This window comes from Pseudomonas sp. P9_31, from assembly GCF_034008235.1.
Taxonomy (GTDB): domain Bacteria; phylum Pseudomonadota; class Gammaproteobacteria; order Pseudomonadales; family Pseudomonadaceae; genus Aquipseudomonas.
Map to the genome: position 1 here is coordinate 3,694,366 of NZ_CP125375.1, position 26,080 is coordinate 3,720,445.

23 protein-coding genes are annotated in these 26,080 nt (G+C 61.1%); 13 read left to right on the top strand and 10 right to left on the bottom strand.

Annotated features, from left to right (window positions below; all coding sequences use genetic code 11):
- Positions 1 to 104 precede the first annotated feature (104 nt).
- From QMK51_RS16110 to pedF, 4 genes are all read right to left on the bottom strand, one after another.
- Positions 105 to 1,625 carry an aldehyde dehydrogenase family protein gene (locus tag QMK51_RS16110; RefSeq protein ID WP_320390877.1) on the bottom strand — a complete coding sequence of 507 codons (1,521 nt, stop codon included), beginning with the start codon at positions 1,623 to 1,625 and terminating at the stop codon, positions 105 to 107.
- Between the two features lie 247 nt (positions 1,626 to 1,872).
- Positions 1,873 to 3,648 carry a PQQ-dependent methanol/ethanol family dehydrogenase gene (locus QMK51_RS16115; RefSeq protein ID WP_320390878.1) on the bottom strand — a complete coding sequence of 592 codons (1,776 nt, stop codon included), beginning with the start codon at positions 3,646 to 3,648 and terminating at the stop codon, positions 1,873 to 1,875.
- Between the two features lie 221 nt (positions 3,649 to 3,869).
- Complete coding sequence (locus QMK51_RS16120; protein WP_320390879.1) at positions 3,870 to 4,745, bottom strand: substrate-binding periplasmic protein; 876 nt, start codon at positions 4,743 to 4,745, stop codon at positions 3,870 to 3,872.
- A gap of 3 nt (positions 4,746 to 4,748) precedes the next feature.
- Entirely contained in the window at positions 4,749 to 5,210 is a 462-nt protein-coding gene (pedF, locus tag QMK51_RS16125) for a cytochrome c-550 PedF (RefSeq protein ID WP_320390880.1), read from the bottom strand.
- Positions 5,211 to 5,461: 251 nt separating this feature from the next.
- Between pedF and QMK51_RS16130 the strand changes: the two genes are divergently transcribed.
- The 5 genes from QMK51_RS16130 (at position 5,462) to QMK51_RS16150 (ending at position 10,237) form a co-directional block, all read left to right on the top strand.
- Entirely contained in the window at positions 5,462 to 6,646 is a 1,185-nt protein-coding gene (locus QMK51_RS16130; RefSeq protein ID WP_320390881.1) for an ABC transporter substrate-binding protein, read from the top strand.
- Between the two features lie 37 nt (positions 6,647 to 6,683).
- A complete protein-coding gene (locus tag QMK51_RS16135; protein WP_223487227.1) occupies positions 6,684 to 7,643 on the top strand; it encodes a YVTN family beta-propeller repeat protein in 960 nt (319 codons plus the stop codon).
- Positions 7,640 to 8,383, top strand: coding sequence for an ABC transporter ATP-binding protein (locus QMK51_RS16140; RefSeq protein WP_320390882.1), 744 nt, complete (start codon positions 7,640 to 7,642; stop codon positions 8,381 to 8,383). Before QMK51_RS16135 ends, QMK51_RS16140 begins: the two co-directional genes overlap by 4 nt.
- Positions 8,380 to 9,171, top strand: a complete 792-nt coding sequence (locus QMK51_RS16145; RefSeq protein WP_320390883.1) for an ABC transporter permease — start codon at positions 8,380 to 8,382, stop codon at positions 9,169 to 9,171. Before QMK51_RS16140 ends, QMK51_RS16145 begins: the two co-directional genes overlap by 4 nt.
- Positions 9,172 to 9,571: 400 nt before the next feature.
- Complete coding sequence (locus QMK51_RS16150; protein WP_095055052.1) at positions 9,572 to 10,237, top strand: response regulator transcription factor; 666 nt, start codon at positions 9,572 to 9,574, stop codon at positions 10,235 to 10,237.
- A gap of 115 nt (positions 10,238 to 10,352) precedes the next feature.
- Here the strand turns inward: QMK51_RS16150 and nahK are convergent, their stop codons facing one another.
- From nahK to QMK51_RS16165, 3 genes are all read right to left on the bottom strand, one after another.
- Entirely contained in the window at positions 10,353 to 12,947 is a 2,595-nt protein-coding gene (gene nahK, locus QMK51_RS16155) for a hybrid sensor histidine kinase/response regulator NahK/ErcS' (RefSeq protein ID WP_320394527.1), read from the bottom strand.
- Positions 12,916 to 14,079: a nitric oxide-sensing protein NosP gene (gene nosP, locus QMK51_RS16160; protein ID WP_320390884.1), complete on the bottom strand. Its 1,164-nt coding sequence runs from the start codon at positions 14,077 to 14,079 to the stop codon at positions 12,916 to 12,918. The genes nahK and nosP overlap by 32 nt, the downstream gene beginning before the upstream one ends.
- 294 nt (positions 14,080 to 14,373) lie before the next feature.
- Positions 14,374 to 15,180 (bottom strand): sulfite exporter TauE/SafE family protein, encoded by an 807-nt coding sequence (locus QMK51_RS16165; protein ID WP_320390885.1) that lies wholly within the window; start codon positions 15,178 to 15,180, stop codon positions 14,374 to 14,376.
- Positions 15,181 to 15,342: 162 nt separating this feature from the next.
- On the opposite strand from QMK51_RS16165, the gene QMK51_RS16170 reads away from it, so the two are divergent.
- Positions 15,343 to 16,206 (top strand): MBL fold metallo-hydrolase, encoded by an 864-nt coding sequence (locus tag QMK51_RS16170; protein ID WP_320390886.1) that lies wholly within the window; start codon positions 15,343 to 15,345, stop codon positions 16,204 to 16,206.
- Between the two features lie 119 nt (positions 16,207 to 16,325).
- Here the strand turns inward: QMK51_RS16170 and bkdR are convergent, their stop codons facing one another.
- The gene (bkdR, locus tag QMK51_RS16175; RefSeq protein ID WP_017339472.1) at positions 16,326 to 16,814 is read right to left on the bottom strand and encodes a Bkd operon transcriptional regulator BkdR; all 489 of its coding nucleotides are present in this window, start codon (positions 16,812 to 16,814) and stop codon (positions 16,326 to 16,328) included.
- 185 nt (positions 16,815 to 16,999) lie between these two features.
- On the opposite strand from bkdR, the gene QMK51_RS16180 reads away from it, so the two are divergent.
- The 6 genes from QMK51_RS16180 (at position 17,000) to QMK51_RS16205 (ending at position 23,631) form a co-directional block, all read left to right on the top strand.
- Complete coding sequence (locus QMK51_RS16180; RefSeq protein WP_320390887.1) at positions 17,000 to 18,235, top strand: 3-methyl-2-oxobutanoate dehydrogenase (2-methylpropanoyl-transferring) subunit alpha; 1,236 nt, start codon at positions 17,000 to 17,002, stop codon at positions 18,233 to 18,235.
- Position 18,236: 1 nt separating this feature from the next.
- On the top strand, positions 18,237 to 19,295 hold the full coding sequence (locus QMK51_RS16185) for an alpha-ketoacid dehydrogenase subunit beta (RefSeq protein WP_258696128.1): 1,059 nt from the start codon (positions 18,237 to 18,239) through the stop codon (positions 19,293 to 19,295).
- Complete coding sequence (locus QMK51_RS16190; RefSeq protein ID WP_320390888.1) at positions 19,296 to 20,567, top strand: dihydrolipoamide acetyltransferase family protein; 1,272 nt, start codon at positions 19,296 to 19,298, stop codon at positions 20,565 to 20,567.
- Positions 20,568 to 20,584: 17 nt separating this feature from the next.
- The gene (lpdA, locus tag QMK51_RS16195; RefSeq protein ID WP_320390889.1) at positions 20,585 to 21,967 is read left to right on the top strand and encodes a dihydrolipoyl dehydrogenase; all 1,383 of its coding nucleotides are present in this window, start codon (positions 20,585 to 20,587) and stop codon (positions 21,965 to 21,967) included.
- A gap of 167 nt (positions 21,968 to 22,134) precedes the next feature.
- Positions 22,135 to 23,154 carry a branched-chain amino acid aminotransferase gene (locus QMK51_RS16200; protein WP_258696131.1) on the top strand — a complete coding sequence of 340 codons (1,020 nt, stop codon included), beginning with the start codon at positions 22,135 to 22,137 and terminating at the stop codon, positions 23,152 to 23,154.
- 135 nt (positions 23,155 to 23,289) lie between these two features.
- Positions 23,290 to 23,631 carry a hypothetical protein gene (locus tag QMK51_RS16205; protein WP_258696132.1) on the top strand — a complete coding sequence of 114 codons (342 nt, stop codon included), beginning with the start codon at positions 23,290 to 23,292 and terminating at the stop codon, positions 23,629 to 23,631.
- On the opposite strand, the gene QMK51_RS16210 is transcribed toward QMK51_RS16205, so the two are convergent.
- Positions 23,621 to 24,547 (bottom strand): LysR substrate-binding domain-containing protein, encoded by a 927-nt coding sequence (locus tag QMK51_RS16210; RefSeq protein ID WP_320390890.1) that lies wholly within the window; start codon positions 24,545 to 24,547, stop codon positions 23,621 to 23,623. The two genes, QMK51_RS16205 and QMK51_RS16210, sit on opposite strands and share 11 nt — an antisense overlap.
- Positions 24,548 to 24,652: 105 nt before the next feature.
- On the opposite strand from QMK51_RS16210, the gene QMK51_RS16215 reads away from it, so the two are divergent.
- Positions 24,653 to 25,261 (top strand): LysE family translocator, encoded by a 609-nt coding sequence (locus tag QMK51_RS16215; RefSeq protein ID WP_320390891.1) that lies wholly within the window; start codon positions 24,653 to 24,655, stop codon positions 25,259 to 25,261.
- Here QMK51_RS16215 and QMK51_RS16220 read toward each other — a convergent pair.
- Positions 25,258 to 26,022, bottom strand: a complete 765-nt coding sequence (locus QMK51_RS16220; protein ID WP_320390892.1) for a metalloregulator ArsR/SmtB family transcription factor — start codon at positions 26,020 to 26,022, stop codon at positions 25,258 to 25,260. The genes QMK51_RS16215 and QMK51_RS16220 overlap by 4 nt on opposite strands.
- Positions 26,023 to 26,080: the final 58 nt, after the last annotated feature.

The following is a 26,080-nucleotide window of genomic DNA, read 5'->3' on the forward strand; positions in this document are numbered from 1 at the left end:
GAGCCTGCTCGCGATAGCGGACTTGCAGTCAACATCAATATTGACTGTTCTGGCCTCATCGCGAGCAGGCTCGCTCCCACAGGTTTTTTGGTGCCCTTGGGTAATTAGAAGAACCCCAGCGGATTGATGTCGTAGCTCACCAGCAGGTTTTTGGTCTGTTGGTAATGGTCGAGCATCATCTTGTGGTTCTCACGACCGACACCGGATTTCTTATAGCCACCGAACGCGGCGTGGGCCGGGTACAGGTGGTAGCAGTTGGTCCAGACGCGCCCGGCCTTGATCGCCCGGCCCATGCGGTAGGCGCGGTTGATGTCGCGGGTCCACAGGCCGGCGCCGAGGCCGAACTCGCTGTCGTTGGCAATCGCCAGGGCTTCGGCTTCGTCCTTGAAGGTGGTGACACCCACCACCGGGCCGAAGATTTCTTCCTGGAACACACGCATTTTATTGTGGCCCTTGAGCAGGGTCGGCTGAATGTAATAGCCGCTCGACAAGTCGCCTTCAAGACGCTCGGCCGCGCCGCCGGTGAGCAGCTCGGCGCCCTCCTCCTGAGCGATTTTCAGGTACGAGAGGATCTTGTCGTATTGCTGCTCGGACGCCTGGGCGCCGACCATGGTTTCGGTGTCCAGCGGGTTGCCGCGCTTGATCTTGACGATCTTCTTCATCACCTCGGCCATGAACGGTTCGTAGATCGATTCCTGCACCAGCGCCCGGGACGGACAGGTGCAGACTTCGCCCTGGTTGAAGAACGCCAGCACCAGGCCTTCGGCGGCTTTCTCGATGAACTGCGGCTCGGCGTTCATGATGTCTTCGAAGAAAATGTTCGGCGATTTTCCGCCCAGTTCAACGGTGCTTGGAATGATGTTTTCGGCGGCGCAATGCAGGATGTGCGCGCCCACCGGGGTGGAACCGGTGAAGGCGATTTTGGCGATGCGCTTGCTGGTGGCCAGCGCCTCACCGGCTTCGCGACCGAACCCCTGGACGATGTTCAGCACGCCGGCCGGCAGCAAGTCGGCGATCAGCTCGGCGAACACCATGATCGACAGCGGCGTTTGTTCGGCGGGTTTGAGCACGATGCAGTTGCCGGCAGCCAGGGCCGGGGCGAGTTTCCAGGCGGCCATCAGCAGCGGGAAGTTCCACGGAATGATCTGCCCGACCACGCCCAGCGGTTCGTGGAAGTGATAGGCGGTAGTCAGTTCGTTGATCTCGGCGGCGCCGCCTTCCTGCGCGCGGATGCAACCGGCGAAGTAACGGAAGTGGTCGGCGGCCAGCGGCACGTCGGCATTGAGGGTTTCGCGCACGGCTTTGCCGTTGTCCCAGGTTTCGGTGACAGCGAGTATTTCCAGGTTCTGTTCGATGCGGTCGGCGATTTTCAGCAGCACCAACGAGCGATCCTGCGCCGAGGTTTTACCCCAGGCATCGGCGGCGGCATGGGCGGCGTCGAGGGCTTTTTCGATGTCGGCGGCGCTGGAGCGCGGGAACTCGGCGATCACTTCACCGGTGACCGGTGAGGTGTTGGTGAAGTACTCGCCGTTGATTGGGGCAACGAATTCGCCGCCGATGAAATTGCCGTAGCGCGGTTGGAAGGAAACCACAGCACCGGGTGTTCCGGGTTGTGCGTAGATCATGATGGGCCTCTGTCTGGGTCGATGCCTGTCGAGCCAACAGGCGATGAACCGATAGTAGAGAGCCCCGCCTGCCAGACGAATGCGCCGTTGGCAGGGGGATTCTCGTTATTTGGTAGTAGGTTTCACACCAACTAATGTGGGAGCGAGCCTGCTCGCGATGGGGCCAGTACATTCAACAATGATGTTAACTGTCAGACCGCTATCGCGAGCAGGCTCGCTCCCACAGGGTTATGCGGTGAATTTTGAGTTAATGCTTCGCCACCAGATCTTTAGGCAACTTGAACGTCCAGAGCATGCCGCCCTGGTTGAAGTCCTTGATGCGCTTGGCCACTTCCCCGCCCCACAGCGGTACCGCGCCGCCCCAGCCAGAGAGCACGGAGACGTATTGTTCACCGTCCATTTCCCAAGTGATGGGCGAGCCGAGCACGCCGGAACCGGTCTGGAATTCCCAGACTTTCTCGCCGGTCTTGGCGTTGAACGCTTGCAGGAAACCTTCCGGCGTACCGGTGAACACCAGGTTGCCCTTGGTGGTCAGCACCCCGCCCCACAGCGGCGCGAAGTTCTTGTGGCGCCAGACTTCCTTGCCGGTTTTCGGGTCGATGGCGCGCAGCACGCCGATGTAGTCTTCATTCAACGGTTTGATGGTGAAACCGGCACCGAGGAACGCCGCGCCTTTCTTGTAGGCGATGCCTTCGTTCCAGATGTCCATGCCCCATTCGTTGGACGGCACATAGAACAGGCCGGTGTCCTTGTTGTAGGCCATCGGCATCCAGTTTTTCGCCCCCAGGAACGCTGGCGCGACGAACACTGAACTGCCTTTGGCTTCGGAGCCCGGCGCCCCCGGACGGCTGTCTTCGTTGTAGATCGGCCGGCCGTTTTTATCCAGGCCGCTGGCCCAGGTGATTTTGTCCACGAACGGGAAGCCACGGATGAATTTGCCGTTGGTGCGATCCAGTACGTAGAAGAAACCGTTTCGGTCCGCGGTGGCCGCGGCTTTGATTTCTTTGCCGCCTTCGTTGTAGTTGAACGACACCAGCTCGTTCACGCCGTCATAGTCCCAACCGTCGTGGGGCGTGCTCTGGAAGTGCCATTTGATGGTGCCGTCGTCCGGGTTCAGCGCCAGGCGCGAGGACGAGTAAAGGTTGTCGCCAGGGCGCAGGTGCGAGTTCCACGGCGCCGGGTTGCCGGTGCCGAACAGTAGCAGATTGGTTTCCGGGTCGTAGTAGCCGCCCAGCCAAGGCGCCGCGCCGCCGGTTTTCCACAGATCGCCCGGCCAGGTCTTGCCCGCTTCGCCGCCAGAGATGCCGTTTTCTACTGCTTTACCATCCTTGTAGACGTAGCCCATGTGGCCTTCGACCGTTGGCCGGGTCCATAGCAGATCGCCGTTTTTCGGGTCGTAGGCTTCGATCTTGCCCACCACCCCGAACTCGCCGCCGGCCACACCAGTGATCAGTTTGCCGTTGACCACCAACGGCGCGGCGCTGATGGAGTAGCCTTCCTTGTGGTCGGCAACTTTCTTGCTCCAGACGACCTTGCCAGTGTCCTTGTTCAGGGCCACGAGCTTGGCGTCGAGGGTGCCGAAAATCACCAGATCGCCATACAGCGCGACACCACGGTTGATCACGTCGCAGCACGGGCGGATGTCATCGGGCAGGCGCGCGTCGTATTGCCAGAGCTTCCTGCCGGTGCGCGCATCCACCGCGAACACCCGCGAGTAGGAACCGGTCATGTACATCACGCCGTCCTTGATCATCGGCTGCGCCTGCTGACCGCGCTGTTTTTCCCCGCCGAACGAAAAGGCCCAGACCGGGCGCAGATCCTTCACGTTGTCGACATTGAGGGTGTCCAGCGGGCTGTAGCGCTGCCCCTGGACGCCCAGGCCATTGGTGACGACCTGTTCCGGATTTTTCGGGTCCTGGAGGATGTCTTGATCGGAGACTGCGGCCAATGCCTGGCCGGACAACAGCATGGCACTGAGCAGCACGCTCGAGGCGAAGGGTTGGCGACGTGCGGGTTGGGTCATGACGGCTACCTCTGCGGTTTTTGTTATACCCGGGAAATTTTCCCGGTCTGGTGCAGATTCTTGAGCGCCGCCGCCCTTGCAACAATTGCCCGCAGTGCGGAGATTGCTAGTTCCTTAGTACCGGGTCGGAGGAGATGAGGACCACCCACATTCTTGCGATAGACACTGAATCCTGTGGGAGCGGGCTTGCTCGCGAAGGCGGTGTGTCAGGCAGCCCGTTCCTATTGGTACATGTCTGGCACGTCATAGCGCAGGCCGTAACGGGCATAAATGCTTTTGACCGCGCCCTCGCGAATCAACGCTTCCAGCGCCTCTTCCACGGCATAGGCCAGTTGCCGGTTGCTTTCATGCGCCGCCATGCCGATTTCCCAGAGCTGCTTGCCCATGTTCGGGTAGGCGTTTTCCGCCAGCGCCACTTGCGGGTCGGCAGCCTGATGGACTTGCCAGTCGATCTCGCCGCGCATGGCCATCACCGCATCGACTTCACCGGCCTTCATGGCGGCAAAGGCCTGGGGCACGCTTGGGTAATGGTGGGTCTTGGCGGCGAGCATGCCGTTGAACACCGAGGTCAGGTAAAACGACGGCACGCTGTCGACTTCGACGCCGATCGGGTGTTGCTGGAACACCGCGACGCTGGCCACCGAGTCCAGCCGACGACGGTCATAAGCGACCTGCCATTGTTCGGTCTGGTACGGCCCGAACATCACCACATGACCGTTTTCCAGCTCGCCCAGTTCATTGCGCTTCTGTGAGTAATCGCGATCGTAGGGCACGCGCATCATCAGGTCGGCCAGTTGCTGATTGTGCAGCTGACTGGCCCGCCAGATGTAATCGCGCAGGTCGTCGTCGAGCTTTTCCCCGGCGGGTGCCCAAATCAGTTTCAGGCGTACCCCCATGGCCTTGGCCAGGGCCTGGGCGAGTTCGACATCGACCCCGCGAGCCTGGCCTGCCTCTTCAAAACTGTAGGGGGCGAAGTCCTTGTAGACCGCAACTTTCAGCTCGGCGGCGGCGATCATTTCGTCATAGGTACGGACCTGCGCCTGCACTGTCTGGCAGCACAGCCAGACAGCGCTGATCAACACCGCGAGCAAACGCATGGGTCACTCCTCGACGTGCACGCTGTCCAGGTAGGTACGCACCGCCCACAAGGCTTCCTGACTCAGGTAGTCGGCCATTTTGGGCATGTACACCCGGCCGTCACGCACAGCGCCATGACGCACGCGTTCGACAAACCATTCATCACCAGCCTCACCGACGTCGAGCATGCGCAAGTCAGGGGCGATGCCGCCGGACTTGGCTTCCAGGCCATGACAGGCAGCGCAGTTCTGGTTGTAGGCCGAAGAACCGATTTCCAACGCTTTATCGTGCTCCGGGGAGGCACGGTAAGGGTTCGCCGCCGCCCAACCATCGGCATCGACCTGCACACCGGCATCCTTGATCGGGGTCAGTCCCTTGGTTTCGACGGCTTGGGGTACCACGTTGCCGTGAGCCCAGACAGAACCTGCGCTGATGAAACCGGCCAGCAGTCCGGCAACGAGCAAGGCGTTGCGTTTTGTTGTCATTGTTATGCCCTCAAGGTTGCACGCAAAACCTCTTTGCAGAGGCTATGGCACCCATCTTAGGAACGGCTTCGCGCAGGCCCCATGCTGCTTTGGTGGTCACGGTCTAGTCCCTTGGTAGTAGGGCTTGTGGCGCAGGCCCTAGTGCGTTTCGGGCCTCGTTACTACCTTGGTACTGGCCCATCGGTACTTTCTGCATATTTCCCCATCCGTCCAGGGTTCCTATGCTGGCGCTACCTGTAATGGAGAGCCTTATGCGCCAGCTTGCCCCTTACGCCTTGATCTACTTGCTGGCGATTGCCTGCGCCGCCGGGCTGGCGACCCAAAGCCAGGCCGCGGATGCGCCGTTGCAGGTGCGGATCGGCTACCTGGGCTATCGCCCCGATCCCGGCCCGTTGCTGTCGAACGTCATTCCCGAACCCACCGACGCCGGCCTGCGTGGCGCGGAACTGGCGATCATCGACAGCAACAGCACCGGGCGTTTCCTCAATCACAGCTACAGCCTGGTCAGCGCCAGCGTCGACAATCCGGATGCGCTGATCGAAGCGGCCAAAGCCCAACACGAACAAGGCCTACGCCTGTTTGTGGTGAATGCACCAGCGGAAACCCTGCGCCGGCTCAGCGCCGTGCTACCCGACAGCTTGCTGTTCAATGCCGGCAGCCCCGATGACAGCCTGCGCAGCACCGATTGCTTGCCGAATGTGCTGCACAGCCTGCCAAGCCGGGCGATGCTGGCCGATGCGCTCGCGCAATTTCTGGTGGTGCGCAAATGGCAACGAGCACTGCTGATCGTCGGCCCGACCGCCGACGATCAAGCCTATGCCGCCGCTCTGCGTCGGGCGGCCAAACGCTTCGGCCTGCAACTGGTGGCGGAGAAAGCCTGGAGCTTCGATAACGACCAGCGCCGCAGCGCCCAGGCCGACATGCCGCTGTTCACCCAGACCGCCGAGTACGACGTGGTGCTGGTGGCGGATGAACGCGGCGACTTCGGCGAGTACGTGCCCTACCAGACCTGGTATCCACGGCCGGTCGCCGGCACTCAGGGCCTGACCCCGTTGGGCTGGCACAAGACCGTGGAAACCTACGGCGCCGCGCAGTTGCAAAAACGCTTCGAAGCCCTGGCCGGGCGCTGGATGAACGACCGGGATTTCGCCGCGTGGATGGCCGTACGCAGCATCGCCAGCGCGGTGGGCAAACTGCGTCAGGCCGATGCCATGGCGATCCGTACGCTTGAAATCAGCGATCAATTGCCGCTGGACGGCTTCAAGGGTCGCAAACTCAGTTATCGGCCGTGGAACGGTCAATTGCGCCAACCGATCCCCATCGTGCAACCCCGGGCATTGGTCAGCACCTCGCCGCAAGACGGTTTCCTGCACCCCTTCAACGAAATGGACAGCCTGGGTTACGACAAAGCCGAGGTCAGCTGCCGCTTTCTCTGATCCCTTTTTTCACGACAACAACAATAAGGAATCTGCCATGCGCCGCACCCTGCTTTCCTGCGCCCTGCTGCTCGCCGCCGGGCACGCCGCTGCCAGCACCGCCTGGGTCTCCAACGAAAAGGACAACAGCCTGAGCCTGATCGATATGCAGACCCTGCAAGTCACCGACACCCTGCCCGTCGGCCAGCGCCCGCGCGGCCTGTTGCTGTCCCACGACAACAAGCTGCTGTACATCTGCGCCAGTGATTCGGACCGGGTCCAGGTGATGGACGTCGCCACGCGCAAGATCATCAAGGAATTGCCCTCAGGCAAAGACCCCGAGCAATTCGCCCTGCACCCCAACAATCGCTGGTTGTACGTCTCCAACGAAGACGATGCGCTGGTGACGGTGATCGACACCGAAACTTCCAAGGTGCTCGGGCAGATCAACGTCGGCGTCGAGCCCGAAGGCATGGCCGTCAGCCCCGACGGCAAGTGGGCGGTGAACACCAGTGAAACCACCAACATGCTGCACTGGATCGACACCGGCACCCAGACCCTGGCCGACAATACGCTGGTGGACCAGCGGCCGCGTTTCGTCGAATTCAATCCCGATGGATCGCAGCTCTGGGCCTCGGCGGAAATCGGCGGCACGGTGACGATTCTCGACGTTGCCAGCCGCAAGATCCTCAAGACCCTGACCTTCCAGATCAAGGGCGTCCACCCGGACAAGGTTCAGCCGGTGGGGATCAAACTCAGCGCCGACGGCAAGTATGGTTTCGTCGCCCTCGGCCCGGCCAACCATGTGGCGGTGATCGACGCCAAGACCTTCGAGATCCTTGATTACCTGCTGGTGGGCCGACGGGTCTGGCAGATGTCGTTCACCCCGGATCAACGCCAATTGCTGGCCACCAATGGCGTCAGTGGCGATGTGTCGGTGATCGATGTCGACAGCCTCAAGGTGACTAAATCGGTGAAGGTCGGGCGCTATCCGTGGGGCGTGGTGGTGACGCCATGAACGCCCTTGAAGTCAGCGACCTGAGTTTCGCCTATGGCGCGCGCGAAGCCTTGCGTCAGGTGAGTTTCAGCCTGGCACCGGGGCGCTTTGCGGCGCTGCTTGGACCGAACGGCGCGGGCAAATCGACCCTGATCGCCCTGCTCACCCGTCTTTATGATGTGCAGCGCGGTGATATTCGGGTCGGCGGCTGTTCCTTGCGCACCTCGCCACGTCCGGCGCTCAAGCAACTGGGTGTGGTGTTTCAGCAAAGCACGTTGGATCTGGACCTCAGCGTCGAGCAGAACCTGCGTTATCACGCCGCGCTGCATGGCCTGTCCCGACGCCAGACCGGCCTTCGGGTCGATGCCGAACTGGCACGTCAGGCCCTGACCGAACGCCGTCGCGAACGGGTGCGCGAACTCAATGGCGGCCATCGTCGGCGGGTGGAAATCGCCCGCGCGTTGCTGCACGAGCCCAGCCTGTTGCTGCTCGACGAGGCCAGCGTCGGCCTCGACCCGGCCAGTCGCCTGGCGCTCAACCAACACATCCGCAGCCTGTGCCGCGAGCAAAACATCAGCGTGCTCTGGACCACCCATTTGCTCGATGAGGTGCAGCCCAGGGACGACTTGCTGATCCTGCATCAAGGCCGTTTGGTCGCCAGCGGGCAGGCAGGCGCCCTGAGCCTGGAACATGGCGGCGACCTCGGATCGGCCTTCGCTCACCTGACCACCTCGGTCTCTTCAGGGGCAGTCGTCCAATGAACGCTTACTGGCAATGTTTCAGCGGCATCGTACTGCGCGAATGGCTGCGCTTTGTTTTACAGCGCACGCGGTTTCTCAGCGCACTGGTGCGGCCGTTGTTGTGGCTGCTGGTGTTCGCTGCCGGGTTCCGCGCGGCACTGGGCATCGCCATCATCGAGCCCTACGACACCTACATTCCCTATGAGGTTTACATCATCCCGGGCCTGGCCTGCATGATCCTGTTGTTCAACGGCATGCAAGGTTCGCTGTCGATGGTTTACGACCGGGAAATGGGCAGCATGCGTGTTCTGCTGACCAGCCCCCTGCCCCGGACCTTCCTGCTGTGCAGCAAATTGCTGGCGACGTCGCTGATTTCGCTGTTGCAGGTGTATGCCTTTCTGGCGATTGCCTGGCTGTACGGCGTGCAACCGCCGGCCATGGGTTTGTTGCTGGCGTTGCCGGCGTTGCTGTTGGTGGCGTTGATGCTCAGCGCACTGGGCCTGTTGCTGTCTAACGCCATCCGCCAACTGGAGAACTTCGCCGGGGTGATGAACTTCGTGATCTTCCCGCTGTTTTTCCTGTCGTCGGCGCTGTATCCGCTGTGGAAAATGCGCGAATCCAGCGAGTGGTTGTATGGGTTGTGCGCCTTGAACCCGTTTACCCATGCGGTGGAACTGGTGCGGTTTGCGCTGTACGAACGCTTCAACCCGTTGGCGCTGGTGGTGTGCGTGGGGCTGACGCTGGTGTTCGCCCTGCTGGCGGTACTCACCTTCAACCCGCAGCATGCGGCCTTGCGCAAAACCGGATAACAACACTAATCCCTGTGGGAGCGGGCTTGCCCGCGATGGCGGTGTGTCAGTCGACAGTAATGCTGATGTGATGGCCTCATCGCGGGCAAGCCCGCTCCCACAGGAGATTTGTGTTGAACAGGTCAAAATTACTACTTTGGTACTGGTTTACCTGTCTATCGTCGCATTCCAAACGCACCGCGACTGGCATGTAATGGGTTCATGACTACAAGGGCTGACCCCCCATGCCGCGGCAGGACTGTTTTGCGCGTAACCTGAAGGCATTGACCGCAGGCGACCTCGCGCAACCGTCGGCGGCGAATCTGCCCGTGCCCCTCGCCCGGCCCGAGCCCTTTCCCTGACTTGAACGCTTGCGTGTTGTTGCCACACCCCGATCAAAAAAATAATGAGGTGAAAGGCCATGTACAAAATTCTGATTGCCGACGATCACCCGCTGTTTCGCGAAGCCATTCATAACGTCATCAGCGACGGTTTCCCCGGCAGCGAGGTCATGGAAACCGCCGACCTCGACAGTGCCCTGGCCCTGACCCAGGAACACGACGACCTGGACCTGATTCTGCTCGACCTGAACATGCCCGGCATGCACGGCCTCAACGGCCTGATCAACCTGCGCAATGAAGCGCCGACCATTCCGGTGGTGATCGTCTCGGCCGAACAGGACAAACAAATCGTGCTGCAAGCCATCACCTATGGCGCGGTGGGGTTCATCACCAAGTCATCGCCTCGGGTGCAGATGACCGAGGCGATCCAGCAGATTCTCAATGGCAACGTGTACCTGCCGCCGGACATCATCCGCACGCAAAAAAGCAGCACTCATCGCCGTATGAACGACACCCCGAGTTTCCCGCCGGAGTTGCTCCAGGCACTGACCCGCAAGCAGTTGCTGGTACTTGAGCGCATGACCAAAGGCGAATCGAACAAACAGATCGCCTACACCCTGGAAATCGCCGAAACCACGGTCAAGGCCCACGTCTCGGCGATATTGCGCAAACTCAATGTGCACAATCGGGTGCAGGCGATTTTGAGTGCCGGGGATATTGATTTCGGGTCGTATTTGCGGCGTTGATGATCGTTCCCACGCTCTGCGTGGGAATGCCTCAACGGACGCTCCGCGTTCGGCTCTGGAAGGGACGCAGAGCGTCCCGGGCTGCATTCCCACGCGGAGCGTGGGAACGATCAGCTCAAGGCCGGCCAAGCAAATGACTCATCGCCGTCTTGAGCTTCATCGGCCGCACCGGTTTGTGCATCAGGGTATGGCCCAGTTCGCGGATCTGCTGTTTGAGTTCGTTGCTGTAGTTGGCAGTGATCATCATCGCCGGGATCGCCGATGCGCGACGGGCGTTGATGCGAGCCACGGCGTCGACCCCGTTCTGCTCGTCATCCAGGTGATAGTCAGCGATCAGCAGGTCGGCTTCGTCGTGATAATTATCCACTTGCCGCGCCAGGTCCTCCTCCGACAGCGCCGTGATCACCCGGCAGCCCCAACCTTCGAGCAAGGTGCGCATCCCGGCGCAAATGGCCGCGTCGTTGTCCAGCACCCACACCCGGGCACCGCGCAGGCGCTCGAGCATCGGCTCACTCATCAGCAGGTTCGGCAACGCCTTCGGCGCCGTGGCACTCAACGGCACCTCGACGGAAAACATCGAGCCCTTGCCCGGCCATGAACGCACGTGAATCCGGTGGCCGAGAATACGGGCGATTTTCTCCACAATCGCCAGGCCCAGCCCCAAGCCGCGATCCTGATCCGGGCGCTGTACGTCACCGCGTTTGAACTCCTGAAAAATCTCCTCCAGACGGTGTTCAGCAATGCCCATGCCACTGTCCCAGACTTCGATGGTCAGCCGCTGATGATGACGCCGGCAGCCGAGCACTACTCGCCCGCTGTAGGTGTAGCGAATGGCATTGCTCAGCAGATTGCGCAAAATCCGCGCGAGCAATTGAATATCGCTGCGCACCAGCGCCGAACACGGGATGAAATGCAGCTCAAGCCCTTCACTGCGGGCCACTTGGGTGTATTCGGCGGCGAGGTTTTCCAGCAATTCGCTCAGGGCGAACGGCGCAATGTCGGCCTTGATCACCCCGGCATCGAGTTTGGAAATGTCCACCAGGGTGCCCAGCAGGTTTTCCACGTCTTCCAGGGAATTGCTGACATTGCGCACCAGCGTTTCGTTGGCCTCCGGCTCTCGGCGTTCCAGCAAGGCGCTGGTAAACAGCCGCGCGGCATTCAGCGGTTGCAGCAGATCGTGGCTGACCGCCGCGAGAAATTTGGTCTTCGACAGGTTGGCCTGCTCGGCCTCGAGCTTGGCCTCGCGCAAACGTGATTCCACCCGGCGGCGCTCCTCGATTTCGCGCAGCAATTGGTCATTGAGGGTGGTCAGCTCGGTGGTGCGTTCGCGTACCCGCAACTCAAGGTTCTGATAGGCCTGATGCAACGCCTCGGCGGTGCGCCGGCGTTCGGTGATGTCGCGGATCAGTACGAAAATCCCCACCACTTCCCCGCTGGCCAGGCGGTTGGGCACATAGGAGCGCAGCATGTAGCGCTCCTGATTGTTGATGTTGGTTTCGGCAAACTCGAACGTCACGCTTTCGCCGGCCAGGGCCCGGGCCACATAGGCCTCCAGGCGCTGATAATGCTGCTCGCTGTGCACTTCGCGCAGGCTCTGCCCGAGCATCACGCCCCGGGGCCAGCAGTACCATTGTTCGTAGACTTTGTTAGTGAACTCGTAGACCAGATCGGCATTCAGGTAGGCGATCAGCGCCGGCACGTGGTCCGTGATCAGGCGAATCCAGCGCTCGCTTTCACTGAGGGCTTCGGCGTGCTGGTAGCGTTCGGTGATGTCGGTGAAGGTGTTGACGAAGCCGCCGGTGGGCAACGGATGGGTGCGGATTTCCAGGACCCGGCCATCGTAGAGGCGCTGCTCGCATTCCTGCACATACCGCCCGTTGGCATCGCGACTGGCCGGGGTCAGCAGGTTCAGTTCGCTGTCGGCGATCACTTCGGCGAACGGCCGATGGGCCGCCACCGGCGCCAGGCCGCTGAGTTCCAGGAAGCGCCGGTTCCACAGTTCCAGAATGCCCTCGGCGTTGACCATCGCCACCCCTTGGGACAGGTTGTCGACCGCCCGCTGCAACAAGTGTGATTTCTGCGCCACCGCCTGCTCGCGGCGCAGGGTTTCGCTGAGTTTGACGTCAGTTATGTCGGTGAACAGGATCACCCGCCCGCCTTCCTGGGTCGGCCGTTCGCTGACTTGCAGCCAGCGCCCGTTGTGCAGGCGGTAGAGCAGGTTTTCGTCGCCGTGCCCCCGGGGTTCTTCGCTGAACAGCCCGGCCCCGGTCATCAACCGTTTGACCTCGCGCAGGCGCATCCCGGCGTTGATCCGCACCCGACTGTTGCCCCAGAACGCCTTGAAGCGACTGTTGAACAACACGATCCGCTGCTCGGCGTCGAACAGCACAAAGGCGTCGGAAATGCTTTCGATGGCGTCGATCAAGTGTTGATGGGCGGTCTCGGCGCGCAGCCGCGCCTCACTGAGCAAATGATTGCCAGCCTTGAGTTCGGCCATGGCCTGGTTCAGGGCGTCGGTGCGCTCACGCACCTGTTCGGCCAGCACCACCGAGTGCTGGAACGCCGCATACGGGTCGTTGCCCCGGGTGATGCCGGATTCGATGCGCTCGATCAACGCGTCATTAATGCGCTGCAGTTTTTGGTTTTCGTGCCGCAGGCTGGCGATCTGCGCCTGAAGGTCAGCGCTGTCCAGGGGCGCGTCCTCGGGCAATGGCAACCCCGGTGAAGGTCTGGTTGATGTGCATGCCATTGAACTGTTCTCCGTAGGTGTTGAAACCCATCACCCGCTGGTCCCGCAAGAACGCCCCGATCTGCTCGAGACTGCCGTCGTCTTCCAGCTCCAGACGCCTGAGAAAACAGTCGCAACCAATCGTCAGCAAAAGGTCCCCGAGACGCGCCTGCAAACCGTCGAACAGGCTTTGCAGATTCGGCAGCATGGGGCCCGGGGTCATGACGGTCAGAACGATGCCGTTTTCCACCGCACAGTAGAAACTCAGGCTCAGGTCCGGATGCACCTGCTGGATCGCCCGCACGTAATACTGATCGTTGATCCGCACCGCCAACGGGTGCGCGGCAAAGATCCGGTAATCGAGGTCGGCCACCGCCACGCCGATATGCCGGGCGTACTCTTCGGCGGCCGGTTCGGCATTGAGTTCGAACACCCGGCGCGAGGCGCTGTCGGCGGCGGTGACCACCAGTTTTTCGGCCCTGGGCAGAATGTGGTGGGTGGTGAAAACTTCGAAGTCCAGCCAGGTATTGACCAGCACCACCACCGCCGCGCCACTGTGAAACTCGCCGCCGAAATACACATGGGTGTGGGTCAGGTAGTTGTCGTCGCCGGCCGAACCGCCGAAATGCGGAATATCGCCCAACGCCGCGCTCAAGGCAGCGAGCACCATCTCTTCACGGCTGGACAGACCATCGAGCAGGGTCAGGGCAAAGCTGTTGCCCTTGATCGGCGCCAGGGTGTTGCTGCGACAGCCACTGACCAGGCGTTCGACCATTTGCTGGGCATCGATCAGGCTGAAATGCTCCATTTCGTCGATCAGTTCGGTGGAGATGGAAAAGTGCCGATGATCGAAGCCCACCGCCGTCACGCAGCTGCGACCGTAGCCTTGGGGCGTGATTTCTCCGGCACTGGTGCAGCCCACCAGACGTATGCCGCCAAAGCTCTGTTGCAATGCCTGCCCCAGCGCCTGCAAGTCATACTCGGCGGAACAGAAGAACAGCACGAAGCCCAAATGCGGGTGCAAGAGTTGTCGCGCCAGATCCTGGGCCGCTTGCTGGGCATCGGTGGCCTGGGACATGGCACTGACCACACCGTCGTTCTGAACCTGCTGCATCCTCGCTCCCCGCCGGTGCGCCTGTATGAGGCACGAGTGTACGAAGCCTGCGGGTACTGGCGAATGCTACTTGGGTAGTGGGTGGGTGGTTCGATGGGATGAGAGGACTTTCAGAATCTATAAGACACTGCAGATCCCCTGTGGGAGCGAGCCTGCTCGCGATGGCGGACTTACATTCAACATATTCGCTGAATATTAGGCCCTCATCGCGAGCAGGCTCGCTCCCACAGGGGATCTGCGTTGTGCCGACGCAAGCCTGCGGACCCGACTGGCGTCCACGGGCACCGGTGTCCGCTAGGCGAGCGCTCTGAACAGCATGTAAACGGCGATCACCACGCAGACGCTGGCAAAACCGATCTGCAGCCCTCGGGCCGGCACCCGCGCGCAGAGTTTTCGACCGAGGATCATCCCGACGATGCTGGCGACAATGAATGACCCGCCCAAACCATCGATCCGCACCCCGGCGTGAAACGCGCCGATCACGCCGATCACCGAAATCAGACTGATCACCATCAACGACGTGGCCACAATCCCGCGCATCTGCACATCGGTCAGCTGCTTGAACGCCGGCACAATCAGAAAGCCGCCACCGACCCCAAGTAGCCCCGACACCACGCCGGTCACCGCGCCGAGTGCCGCCAGGGTGGCGGTGCATTTGGCGGTCCAGGAAAAGCGCCCGGTCTGCTGATCGAGCATGCAGTTCTTCTGGCCCCAGTTGGCGTGGCCGTGATCGCTGGGGCCGTCGTCGTGCTTTTCCCGGCGCAGCATCCGCCAGGCCACCATGACCATCAGCAGACTGAACAAAACCATCAGGCTCTTTTCCGGCAACTGATGGGCGAAGTAGATGCCCACCGGCGAAAACACCGCGCCGAGCAAAGCAATCAACAACGCCGCGCGATAGCGCACCAGGCCATGGCGCAAACCGTCGATCGCACCGATCGCCGCCGCACTGCCCACCGCAAACAGCGCCACCGGCGCTGCCTGAGTCATGGTCAAACCCAGCCCGAGTACGAGGGCCGGCACCGCAAGAATGCCGCCACCGGCACCGGTCAAGCCGAGCACCAGGCCCATGACAACGCCGAAGAAACTTGCCAGCAACATAAAACACTCATGATCCGTAAAAAAAGCCGGGGACGCCCGGTATCGATTGAGTGACAGGATAGAGCCCGTACAGTTTTTTTCATTAATTGAATTGATGCGGGGCTGGTCAACGCAGGGAAAATGAAACTACCCTCAAGACCTGTCCCAAAAGAAACAGCCACCATGCCCGCCTTGATTGAAGCCTTCCTCGACCACGCCTCATCGACCTACAGCTACGTGATCTACGAGCACGATGGCGGGCACTGCGCGATTGTCGACCCGGTGCTGGATTACAACGCCGCCGCTGGCCGCACCGCGACCGTCGAGGCCGACAGGATCATCGCCTTCGTGCGCCAACACCAGTTGCAGGTGCAATGGCTGCTGGAAACCCATGCCCATGCCGATCACCTGTCGGCCGCGTCGTATCTGCGTCGGGAACTGGGGGGCAAGATTGCGATTGGTCAGTCGATCAGCAAGGTTCAGGGGGTGTTCAAGGCGCTGTTCAATCTTGAACCGGGATTCAGGGTCGATGGTTCGCAGTTCGATCACCTGTTCGCGCCGGACGAGTCATTTCGCATTGGCAACCTCAAGGCCACGGCCCTGCACGTTCCCGGTCATACCCCGGCGGACATGGCTTATTTGATCGACGGCGATGTGATTCTGGTGGGCGATACGTTGTTCATGCCGGACGTCGGCACTGCGCGCTGCGACTTTCCTGGTGGCAACGCCAACCAGATGTTTGCCTCGATCCGCAAACTGCTGGCCTTCCCCGCCAGCGTGCGGCTTTACGTGTGCCACGATTACCCGCCCACGGGCCGCGCTCCACAATGCCAGAGCACGGTGGGTGAACAGCGCAAAAGCAACATTCATATTCACGATGGTATCGACGAAGCCACCTTCGTCGCCATGCGCACCCGACGCGATGCCGGGTTGGGCATGCCGACGTTGTTGTTACCGGCGATTCAGGTGAATGTGCGGGCCGGGAATCTGCCGCCGGCGGAAGACAATGGCGTGACGTACCTGAAGATCCCCCTGAATCAACTCTGACCCTCGATCGTTCCCACGCTTTGCGTGGGAATGCATCCCGTGACGCTCTGCGTCACATCCGGAAGCGGAACGCGGAGCGTCCCTGGCGGCATTCCCACGCGGAGCGTGGGAACGATCATTCAGTTGGCCAACGTCAACCCATTCGCCGGCAACGGCAACGCCGTCTTATACCGCACCTGCTTGAGCGCAAAGCTCGAACGAATGTTCGCCACCCCCGGTACCTTGGTCAAAAAATCCATCATGAAGCGCTCCAGCGACTGAATGGTCGGCACTAGCACGCGGATCAGATAGTCCGGGTCGCCGGCCATCAAATAGCACTCCATCACTTCCGGGCGATCCGAAATCGCCTCTTCGAAATGCTGCAACGCCTCCTCCACCTGTTTCTCCAGGCTGACGTGAATGAACACATTCACATGCAGCCCCAGCAGGTCGGCATCCAGCAGGGTCACCTGTTCGCGAATCAGCCCCAACTCTTCCATCGCCTTGACCCGATTGAAGCACGGCGTCGGCGACAGGTTCACCGAGCGCGCGAGGTCGGCGTTGGTGATGCGCGCGTTCTCCTGAAGGCTGTTGAGAATGCCGATGTCGGTACGGTCCAGTTTACGCATGAGACAAAACCACCTGTTTTTTATGTTTATGCAGATTTTTTATCCTCAAATGATCTCCAGCGCAACGAAACACAGAGAAATATTCTTCTTGGCCCGGCCTATGATTGTTGTAGGACAAGATTTCTTTTACCGAAGAATGACTGCCAGCTCACTACAAGAAATTCACAAGATCGAGCGTAGAAGCCATGAACCAAGCGTACGAACCGCTGCGCCTGCACGTTCCCGAACCATCGGGCCGCCCCGGCTGCAAAACCGACTTCTCCTACCTGCATCTGACCGACGCAGGCCTGGTGCGCAAACCCCCAATTGACGTTGAACCGGCCGACACCGCCGACCTGGCCAAGGGCCTGATTCGCGTGCTCGACGACCAGGGCAATGCCCTGGGCCCATGGGCTGAGGGCGTACCCGTCGAGATCCTGCGTAAAGGCATGCGCGCCATGCTCAAGACGCGGATTTTCGACAACCGCATGGTGGTCGCCCAGCGTCAGAAAAAAATGTCGTTCTACATGCAAAGCCTTGGCGAAGAAGCCATCGGCAGCGCTCAGGCCCTGGCCTTGAATATCGACGACATGTGCTTCCCCACCTACCGTCAACAAAGCATCCTGATGGCCCGCGAAGTGCCGTTGGTGGGCCTGATCTGCCAACTGCTGTCCAACGAGCGCGATCCGCTCAAGGGCCGTCAGTTGCCGATCATGTACTCGGTCAAGGATGCCGGCTTCTTCACCATTTCCGGCAACCTCGCCACCCAATTCGTCCAGGGCGTGGGCTGGGGCATGGCCTCGGCGATCAAGGGCGACACCAAAATCGCCTCGGCCTGGATCGGCGATGGCGCCACCGCTGAATCGGACTTCCACACCGCCCTCACCTTCGCCCATGTGTACCGTGCGCCGGTGATCCTCAACGTGGTCAACAACCAGTGGGCAATCTCGACCTTCCAGGCGATTGCCGGCGGTGAAGCCACCACCTTCGCCGGACGCGGCGTGGGTTGCGGCATCGCTTCCCTGCGGGTCGATGGCAACGATTTCATCGCGGTTTACGCCGCCTCAGCCTGGGCCGCCGAACGTGCGCGCCGCAACCTCGGCCCGACCATGATCGAATGGGTCACCTACCGCGCCGGCCCGCACTCGACGTCCGATGATCCGTCCAAATACCGTCCTGCCGACGACTGGAGCCACTTCCCGTTGGGCGACCCGATTGCGCGCCTCAAGCAGCACCTGATCAAAGTCGGTCAGTGGTCCGAAGAGCAACACGCCGCCGTCAGTGCCGAACTGGAAGCCGAAGTGATTGCCGCGCAGAAAGAAGCCGAGCAGTACGGCACCCTCGCCGGCGGTCAGATTCCGAGCGCCGCGACCATGTTCGAAGACGTCTACAAAGAGATGCCGGAGCACTTGAAGCGCCAGCGTCAAGAGTTGGGGATCTGACATGAACGATCACAACAATAATATTCAGTTGGAAACCGCCATGACCACGACCACCATGACCATGATCCAGGCCCTGCGCTCGGCCATGGATGTGATGCTTGAGCGTGACGACAACGTCGTGGTGTTCGGCCAGGACGTGGGCTATTTCGGCGGCGTGTTCCGTTGCACCGAAGGCCTGCAGAACAAGTACGGCACCTCCCGCGTATTCGACGCGCCGATCTCCGAAAGCGGGATCGTCGGCGTCGCCGTGGGCATGGGCGCTTACGGTTTGCGGCCGGTGGCCGAGATTCAGTTCGCCGATTACGTCTACCCGGCCTCGGACCAGATCATTTCCGAAGCCGCGCGGCTGCGCTATCGCTCCGCCGGCGAGTTCACCGCGCCGATGACCCTGCGCATGCCATGCGGCGGCGGCATCTACGGTGGCCAGACCCACAGCCAGAGCATCGAGGCGATGTTCACCCAAGTCTGCGGTTTGCGTACCGTCATGCCGTCCAACCCTTACGACGCCAAAGGCCTGCTGATCGCCTCCATCGAAAACGATGACCCGGTGATCTTCCTCGAACCAAAACGCCTGTACAACGGCCCGTTCGATGGCCACCACGACCGTCCGGTAACCCCGTGGTCGAAACATCCGGCCGCACAAGTGCCGGACGGCTACTACACCGTGCCGCTGGACGTCGCCGCCATCGCGCGTCCGGGCAAGGACGTGACCATCCTGACCTACGGCACCACGGTTTATGTGTCACAAGTCGCCGCTGAAGAAACCGGTATCGATGCAGAAGTCATCGACCTGCGCAGCCTGTGGCCGCTGGATCTGGACACCATCGTCAAATCGGTGAAGAAAACCGGACGTTGCGTGGTTGTTCACGAAGCGACCCGTACCTGCGGCTTTGGCGCCGAACTGGTCGCTTTGGTACAAGAGCACTGCTTCCACTACCTGGAAGCGCCGATCGAGCGCGTCACCGGTTGGGACACTCCCTACCCGCACGCGCAGGAGTGGGCGTATTTCCCTGGCCCGTCCCGTGTGGGCGCGGCTTTGCATCGGGTTATGGAGGTCTGAATGGGCACGCACGTTATCAAGATGCCGGACATTGGCGAAGGCATTGCAGAAGTTGAACTGTCGGTGTGGCACGTCAAGGTCGGCGACATGGTCGTCGAAGATCAGGTGCTGGCCGATGTCATGACCGACAAGGCGATGGTCGACATCCCTTCGCCGGTGCATGGCAAAGTCATTGCGCTGGGCGGCCAGCCGGGCGAAGTCATGGCGGTCGGCAGTGTGCTGATCAGCATTGAAGTCGAAGGCGCGGGCAACGTTAAAGAGTCGGCTCAACCTGTCGCAGCTAAAGAAGCACCGGTTGCGACGCCTAAAGTTGACGCCGTGGTTGAAAGCAAACCTGTCGCTGCCGCCGCGCCGCGCCCGGCCACTTGCCAAGGCCCGATGGTTGCCCGCGCGGCCGATGAGCGTCCGCTGGCCTCCCCGGCGGTGCGCAAGCATGCACTGGACCTCGGCATTCAATTGCGTCTGGTGCGTGGCACCGGCCCCGCCGGGCGGATTCTGCACGAAGACCTCGAAGCTTATCTGGCTCAGGGTCAGTCGAACGCATCGACCGCCACCGCCGCTTACGCCCAGCGCAACGACGAAGAGCAAATCCCGGTGATCGGCATGCGCCGCAAGATCGCTCAGCGCATGCAGGACGCCACCCAGCGGGCCGCTCACTTCAGCTACGTCGAAGAAATCGACGTCACTGCCGTGGAAGAACTGCGCGCACACCTGAACGAAAAACACGGTGCGACCCGCGGCAAACTGACCTTGCTGCCGTTTCTGGTCCGCGCGCTGGTCGTGGCCCTGCGCGACTTCCCACAGATCAACGCCCGTTACGACGACGAAGCACAAGTCATCACCCGCCTCGGCGCGGTGCATGTGGGCGTCGCCACGCAAGCCGACATCGGTTTGATGGTGCCGGTTGTGCGTCACGCCGAAGCCCGCAGCCTGTGGGACAGCGCCGCGGAAATCTCCCGTTTGGCAACCGCCGCGCGCACTGGCAAGGCCAGCCGCGATGAGCTGTCCGGTTCGACCATCACCCTGACCAGCCTCGGCGCTCTGGGCGGCATCGTTAGCACCCCGGTGCTGAACCTGCCGGAAGTGGCGATCGTCGGCGTGAACAAAATCGTCGAACGGCCGATGGTCGTCAAAGGCCAGATCGTGATCCGCAAGATGATGAACCTCTCCAGCTCCTTCGATCACCGCGTGGTCGATGGCATGGACGCGGCGCAATTCATCCAGGCCGTGCGCAGCCTGCTCGAACAACCCGCAACCTTGTTTGTGGACTGATTATTAATGGAGCGGACATGCAGAATTTGAACACCACGCTGCTGATCATCGGCGGCGGCCCTGGTGGCTATGTAACGGCGATCCGTGCTGGTCAACTGGGCATTTCAACCATTCTTGTGGAAGGCGAATCGTTGGGCGGCACCTGCCTGAACATCGGCTGCATTCCGTCGAAGGCATTGATTCACGTCGCCGAACAGTTCCATCAGACACAGCACCACAGCCAATACTCGGCGCTGGGCATCAGCGTGTCGGCGCCAACCCTGGACATCGGCAAGAGCGTCGAGTGGAAGGACGGCATTGTTGATCGCCTGACCACCGGCGTCTCGGCGCTATTAAAGAAGCACAAGGTCCAGGTCATTCAAGGCTGGGCCAAGGTGATCGACGGCAAAACCGTCGAAGTGGGCGATACGCGCATTCAGTGCGAGCACCTGATGCTGGCCACCGGTTCAAAAAGCGTGAACCTGCCGATGCTGCCGATTGGCGGGCCGATCATCTCCTCCACCGAAGCCCTGGCGCCGAAAAGCGTGCCGAAACGACTGGTCGTGGTCGGTGGCGGTTACATCGGTCTGGAGCTGGGGATTGCTTATCGTAAGCTCGGCGCCGAGGTCAGCGTGGTCGAGGCGCAGGATCGTATTCTGCCGGCTTACGATGCCGAACTGACCCATCCGGTGCACGAAGCACTCAAGCAACTCGACGTGAAGCTTTACTTGAAGCACAGCGTTGAAGGCTTTGATTCACAAAAAAATACTCTGCAAGTTCGTGATCCGAGCGGTGACATCCTGAGTCTTGCAACCGATCAGGTGCTGGTGGCCGTCGGTCGCAAACCCAACACTCAGGGCTGGAATCTCGAGGCCTTGAACCTGGACATGAACGGTTCGGCGATCAAGATCGACAACCGCTGCCAGACCAGCATGCGCAACGTCTACGCCATCGGCGACCTGAGCGGCGAACCGATGCTCGCCCACCGGGCCATGGCCCAGGGCGAGATGGTAGCCGAACTGATCAGCGGCAAACACCGCGAATTCAACCCGACCGCCATCGCCGCCGTGTGCTTCACCGACCCGGAACTGGTGGTGGTCGGCAAGACCCCGGACGAGGCCAAGGCTGCGGGGCTGGACTGCATCGTGTCCAGCTTCCCGTTCGCCGCCAATGGCCGGGCGATGACGCTGGAGTCGAAAAGCGGCTTCGTGCGGGTCGTGGCGCGGCGAGACAATCATGTGATTGTTGGCTGGCAAGCGGTCGGTGTGGGCGTGTCTGAGTTGTCGACGGCGTTCGGTCAAAGCCTGGAAATGGGCGCCCGGCTGGAAGACATCGCCGGCACCATCCACGCACATCCGACGCTCGGCGAAGCGGTGCAGGAAGCGGCGTTGCGTGCTCTTGGTCACGCGCTGCATCTGTAACCTGGACCTGAGTGATCGTTCCCACGCTCTGCGTGGGAACGATCAGTGCGAGAGAGATCGCATTCCGGGCTGCGAAATGGGCCCGGAATGAAGTATTGTTGTCCCCATCCAGAAAAATGTCAGAAGCCTTGAACCGTTTCGGCGGTTGTTAAGTGATAGAGGGTGTCATGGGTAACGAAAGCATCAATTGGGACAAGCTGGGTTTTGACTACATCAAGACAGACAAGCGCTATCTGTCGCACTGGCGTAATGGCGAGTGGGACAAAGGCACCTTAACCTCTGACAACGTGCTGCACATCAGCGAAGGCTCCACTGCCCTTCACTATGGCCAGCAGTGCTTCGAGGGCCTGAAGGCCTACCGCTGCAAGGACGGTTCGATCAACCTGTTCCGCCCGGACCAGAACGCCGCACGCATGCAACGCAGCTGCGCGCGCCTGCTGATGCCGCAGGTGTCCACCGAGCAGTTCGTCGAAGCGTGCAAGGAAGTGGTGCGCGCCAACGAGCGTTTCATCCCGCCTTACGGCACCGGCGGCGCGCTGTACCTGCGCCCGTTCGTGATCGGCGTGGGTGACAACATCGGCGTGCGTACCGCACCCGAGTTCATCTTCTCGATCTTCGCCATCCCGGTCGGCGCCTACTTCAAGGGCGGCCTGACCCCGCACAACTTCCTGATCTCCAGCTACGACCGCGCCGCCCCACAAGGCACCGGCGCGGCCAAGGTCGGTGGCAACTACGCCGCCAGCCTGATGCCGGGCTCCCAGGCCAAGAAGGCGCATTTCGCCGACTGCATCTACCTGGACCCGCTGACCCACACCAAAATCGAAGAAGTCGGCTCGGCCAACTTCTTCGGGATCACCCACGACAACAAGTTCGTCACCCCGAATTCCCCTTCGGTGTTGCCGGGCATCACCCGTCTGTCGTTGATCGAGCTGGCCAAAACCCGTCTGGGCCTGGAAGTGGTTGAAGGTGACGTGTTCATCGACAAGCTGTCCGACTTCAAGGAAGCCGGCGCTTGCGGTACCGCTGCGGTGATCACCCCGATCGGCGGCATCAGCTACAACGACAAACTGCACGTTTTCCACAGCGAAACCGAAGTCGGCCCAGTCACCCAGAAGCTCTACAAAGAGCTGACCGGTGTACAGACCGGCGACGTCGAAGCGCCAGCGGGCTGGATCGTCAAGGTTTGATTTGACGCGACTGTCCGTGTAAACACAAAAGCCCGGCCTTCACGTTGAAGGCCGGGCTTTTTTTCGTCCGCGTTTCGCACAAAACGTCACTAGACTTGCCACGTGCAACAGCCATCAACAGGTGCCACCACAACCATGGGCAAACTCTGGCGGAAGTATCTGGCCTTGCTGGACACCGACTTCACCACGCAAGTGTTCGACAACATCAAGAACCTGCTGGTGTGCGCCCTGCTGTTCGCGGCGGGCACCAACGCGTTGCAAAGCGGCCATCAGCTGTTTATGGGATTGCTCGCCTCAAGCCTCGCCGGCTGGGGGTTGATTGCAACGTCGGCACTGCTGATGCTGCTCAACATCAGCGACGGCCTGCGCCGGCTGTCCAGGTTGCCGTATCACACGGCGTTCCAGATCATCCTGTGTCTGGTTTACCTGGTGCTGGCGGTGCGGGTGGTGGAGATCGTCTGGGATTTCAGGGCGTAACAGTCACGGCACGAGGTGTTTGCCAACGCAGCTCGTCCTGAGCGATACGGGCAAACAACCACTCCACGAACACCTGTGTCTGCGCCGTCACGTCCGGCGCAACACCGTAGTAATAACGCGGCAACGGCATACGCAACTCGGGCAACGGGCAGATCAGGCGTCCGCTCGAAATGTGGGTGCCCAGCAAAGAGGTCGGGCACAGGGCGATGCCCTGTCCATCCACGGCGGCCTGAAGCGCCAGGTGCATGTGATCAAACTGCCGGGTTTTCTGAGCGGCTGGCTGGCTTTGACCAAAGTGCATGGCCCAATTGTGCCAGTCTTCGCGACGCGCCTTGACAGTCAGTAACGTGTGCCGGCTCAGAGATGTGAGGTCTTCAAGTGGCAGGCGCTCGATCAGCGATGGCGCCGCGACCAGCACTAGTTCGTCTTCGAAGAGCGCTCGCGCCTCAATCGCCGGTTCCCAGTCGTCACGACCACGGCGAATGACGATATCGAACCCGTCGCGTGCCTGATCGGGTGCCTGGGTTTGGGTGATCACCTGCGGCTTGATGTCTGGGTGCTGCGCAACGAAATCCGCCAGCCTGGGCGTCAGCCAAAGCATGGCAAAGGATGGACGGACATTGATCTTCACGGTAGGCAGCGAGGCATGTTGCTTGAGCGCAGCGGCGGCGTTGGCGATCTGCGACAACCCGGCGCTGACCTGCTCATAAAAACGCTGGCCGGCCGGCGTCAGCACCGATTGACGGATACGCCGCTCGAACAGCAGCACACCCAGGTACTCCTCGAGCAATTTGATGTGCCGGCTGACAGCACTGTGGCTGACATGCAGCTCTTCGGCCGCCAGGCTGAAGCTCTGATGACGAGCAGCAACGGCGAAGGCGCGAACAGCATTAAGTGGCGGTAGTTGATTTATCATGCGTCTAATTTAGTCACCTATGCGCTTTAATTAAAGCGTTTGTCACGCCACCGTCGTCACGCCAATCTGCCAGCACGCAGCCAACGGCACCTGACGGAGCAAGACATGAATAGCTACGGACTCTTTATACTTTTCGCCACACTGACCATTTTGAGCCCGGGGCCTGGCGTGGTCCTGACCCTGTCCAACGCGGTGCGCCACGGTTGGACGGGAGCGGTGCCGGGGATTCTGGGGATTGCGTCGGGGGCGTTTGTCGTCGCCGCCGTCAGCGCCACCAGTGTCGGCCTGATACTCAGCACCTCCGCGAACGCCTTTACCGCATTGAAATACGCAGGAGCCGCCTATTTGTTGTACCTGGGCTACAAAAGCTGGCGCTCGGATCGCTTCAGCGCGCTGCTTGAAACGCGGCCCTCAAGCCCCGGCTATCGCTTCCTTGAAGCGGCTTCGTTACAGTTTCTGAACCCCAAGGCGGTGTTTTTCTTTCTCGCGGTGTTCCCGCAATTCATCGACACTTCGGCGCATTTCTACACCCAGTTCTTCAAACTGGTCGCCTCTTACGCCATTCTGGTGATCCTGGTGCATGGCAGCTATGCCTTGCTCGCCAATGCCGCCAAAGGCTGGTTGTCGAGCCCCAAGGGTTCCTGGCTGGCCGCGAAAGTTTCGGGCGTGACCTTCGCAGGCTTTGGCGCGCTCATGGCCTCGTCGAGTCGCTAAGCCACGGGCCTTGCGATCGCACGGCGCCTGTTCTCGGTGGACATGGGTTGTGCTGTCGTCAGCTGAACCGGCAGCTCAATGGCGAACCGGCTACCGAGTTCCTTGCGCCCCGCCGCCGTTAGCGCCAGCGCACGACTGTCCAGGTCCTGCGTCACCCATTTGCGTTTGATCGCCGTTTGCAGCAACGCCGCGCCCAAGGCACCGCCCAGGTGCGGCCGGCGCATGCTCCAGTCCAGGCACGGGCAGGCGAAGCGGCGGCGCAAAGTGCCGAGGTCTTTGACGTCGATGCCCAATCCGTCAAACAACGCTTCACCGCTGTCGCTCAATCGGTAAGCCTGCTCATCGGTTTGCAGTAACCACCCCGCGTCGATCATCCGGTCATGCAGCACCACTGCCAACGTACCGGCCATGTGGTCGTAGCAGGTGCGGGCGAATTGCAGACGGTCCGGGGTGCGCGGGTTGAATGTTGGCGCGGCGTTCTGGCCGATCACCATCAGTGCTTCGAGTGCCTGGGCCACACGTTTGTCCGCGAGGCTGTAATAGCGGTGACGACCCTGAGCGTGCAAACGCACCAACGCCAACTCCTTGAGTTTTGCCAAGTGCGCGCTGGCAGTCGAGGCGCTGACTTCGGCAACCGCCGCCAGCTCGGTGCTGGTGCGGGCGTGACCGTCCATCAGCGAGCAGAGGATTTTCGTCCGCGCAGGCTCGGCAATCGCTGCGGCCACTTGAGAGACGCCGATGTCGTGTTGTTCTGCGTTCATATTTCGCTCCCGGACGAATCAAGGCCCTCTCGGACTGGAGATAGTAGCAACACTTTCC

Coding starts and splice junctions, on each gene's coding strand:
- QMK51_RS16220 (WP_320390892.1), bottom strand. CDS start 26,022: ATGAACGCAGAACAACACGACATCGGCGTCTCTCAAGTGGCCGCAGCG.
- QMK51_RS16145 (WP_320390883.1), top strand. CDS start 8,380: ATGAACGCTTACTGGCAATGTTTCAGCGGCATCGTACTGCGCGAATGG.
- QMK51_RS16190 (WP_320390888.1), top strand. CDS start 19,296: ATGGGCACGCACGTTATCAAGATGCCGGACATTGGCGAAGGCATTGCA.
- QMK51_RS16200 (WP_258696131.1), top strand. CDS start 22,135: ATGGGTAACGAAAGCATCAATTGGGACAAGCTGGGTTTTGACTACATC.
- bkdR (WP_017339472.1), bottom strand. CDS start 16,814: ATGCGTAAACTGGACCGTACCGACATCGGCATTCTCAACAGCCTTCAG.
- pedF (WP_320390880.1), bottom strand. CDS start 5,210: ATGACAACAAAACGCAACGCCTTGCTCGTTGCCGGACTGCTGGCCGGT.
- QMK51_RS16165 (WP_320390885.1), bottom strand. CDS start 15,180: ATGTTGCTGGCAAGTTTCTTCGGCGTTGTCATGGGCCTGGTGCTCGGC.
- QMK51_RS16115 (WP_320390878.1), bottom strand. CDS start 3,648: ATGACCCAACCCGCACGTCGCCAACCCTTCGCCTCGAGCGTGCTGCTC.
- QMK51_RS16135 (WP_223487227.1), top strand. CDS start 6,684: ATGCGCCGCACCCTGCTTTCCTGCGCCCTGCTGCTCGCCGCCGGGCAC.
- QMK51_RS16215 (WP_320390891.1), top strand. CDS start 24,653: ATGAATAGCTACGGACTCTTTATACTTTTCGCCACACTGACCATTTTG.
- lpdA (WP_320390889.1), top strand. CDS start 20,585: ATGCAGAATTTGAACACCACGCTGCTGATCATCGGCGGCGGCCCTGGT.
- QMK51_RS16170 (WP_320390886.1), top strand. CDS start 15,343: ATGCCCGCCTTGATTGAAGCCTTCCTCGACCACGCCTCATCGACCTAC.
- QMK51_RS16140 (WP_320390882.1), top strand. CDS start 7,640: ATGAACGCCCTTGAAGTCAGCGACCTGAGTTTCGCCTATGGCGCGCGC.
- QMK51_RS16110 (WP_320390877.1), bottom strand. CDS start 1,625: ATGATCTACGCACAACCCGGAACACCCGGTGCTGTGGTTTCCTTCCAA.
- nosP (WP_320390884.1), bottom strand. CDS start 14,079: ATGCAGCAGGTTCAGAACGACGGTGTGGTCAGTGCCATGTCCCAGGCC.
- QMK51_RS16185 (WP_258696128.1), top strand. CDS start 18,237: ATGAACGATCACAACAATAATATTCAGTTGGAAACCGCCATGACCACG.
- QMK51_RS16205 (WP_258696132.1), top strand. CDS start 23,290: ATGGGCAAACTCTGGCGGAAGTATCTGGCCTTGCTGGACACCGACTTC.
- QMK51_RS16210 (WP_320390890.1), bottom strand. CDS start 24,547: ATGATAAATCAACTACCGCCACTTAATGCTGTTCGCGCCTTCGCCGTT.
- QMK51_RS16120 (WP_320390879.1), bottom strand. CDS start 4,745: ATGCGTTTGCTCGCGGTGTTGATCAGCGCTGTCTGGCTGTGCTGCCAG.
- QMK51_RS16130 (WP_320390881.1), top strand. CDS start 5,462: ATGCGCCAGCTTGCCCCTTACGCCTTGATCTACTTGCTGGCGATTGCC.
- QMK51_RS16150 (WP_095055052.1), top strand. CDS start 9,572: ATGTACAAAATTCTGATTGCCGACGATCACCCGCTGTTTCGCGAAGCC.
- QMK51_RS16180 (WP_320390887.1), top strand. CDS start 17,000: ATGAACCAAGCGTACGAACCGCTGCGCCTGCACGTTCCCGAACCATCG.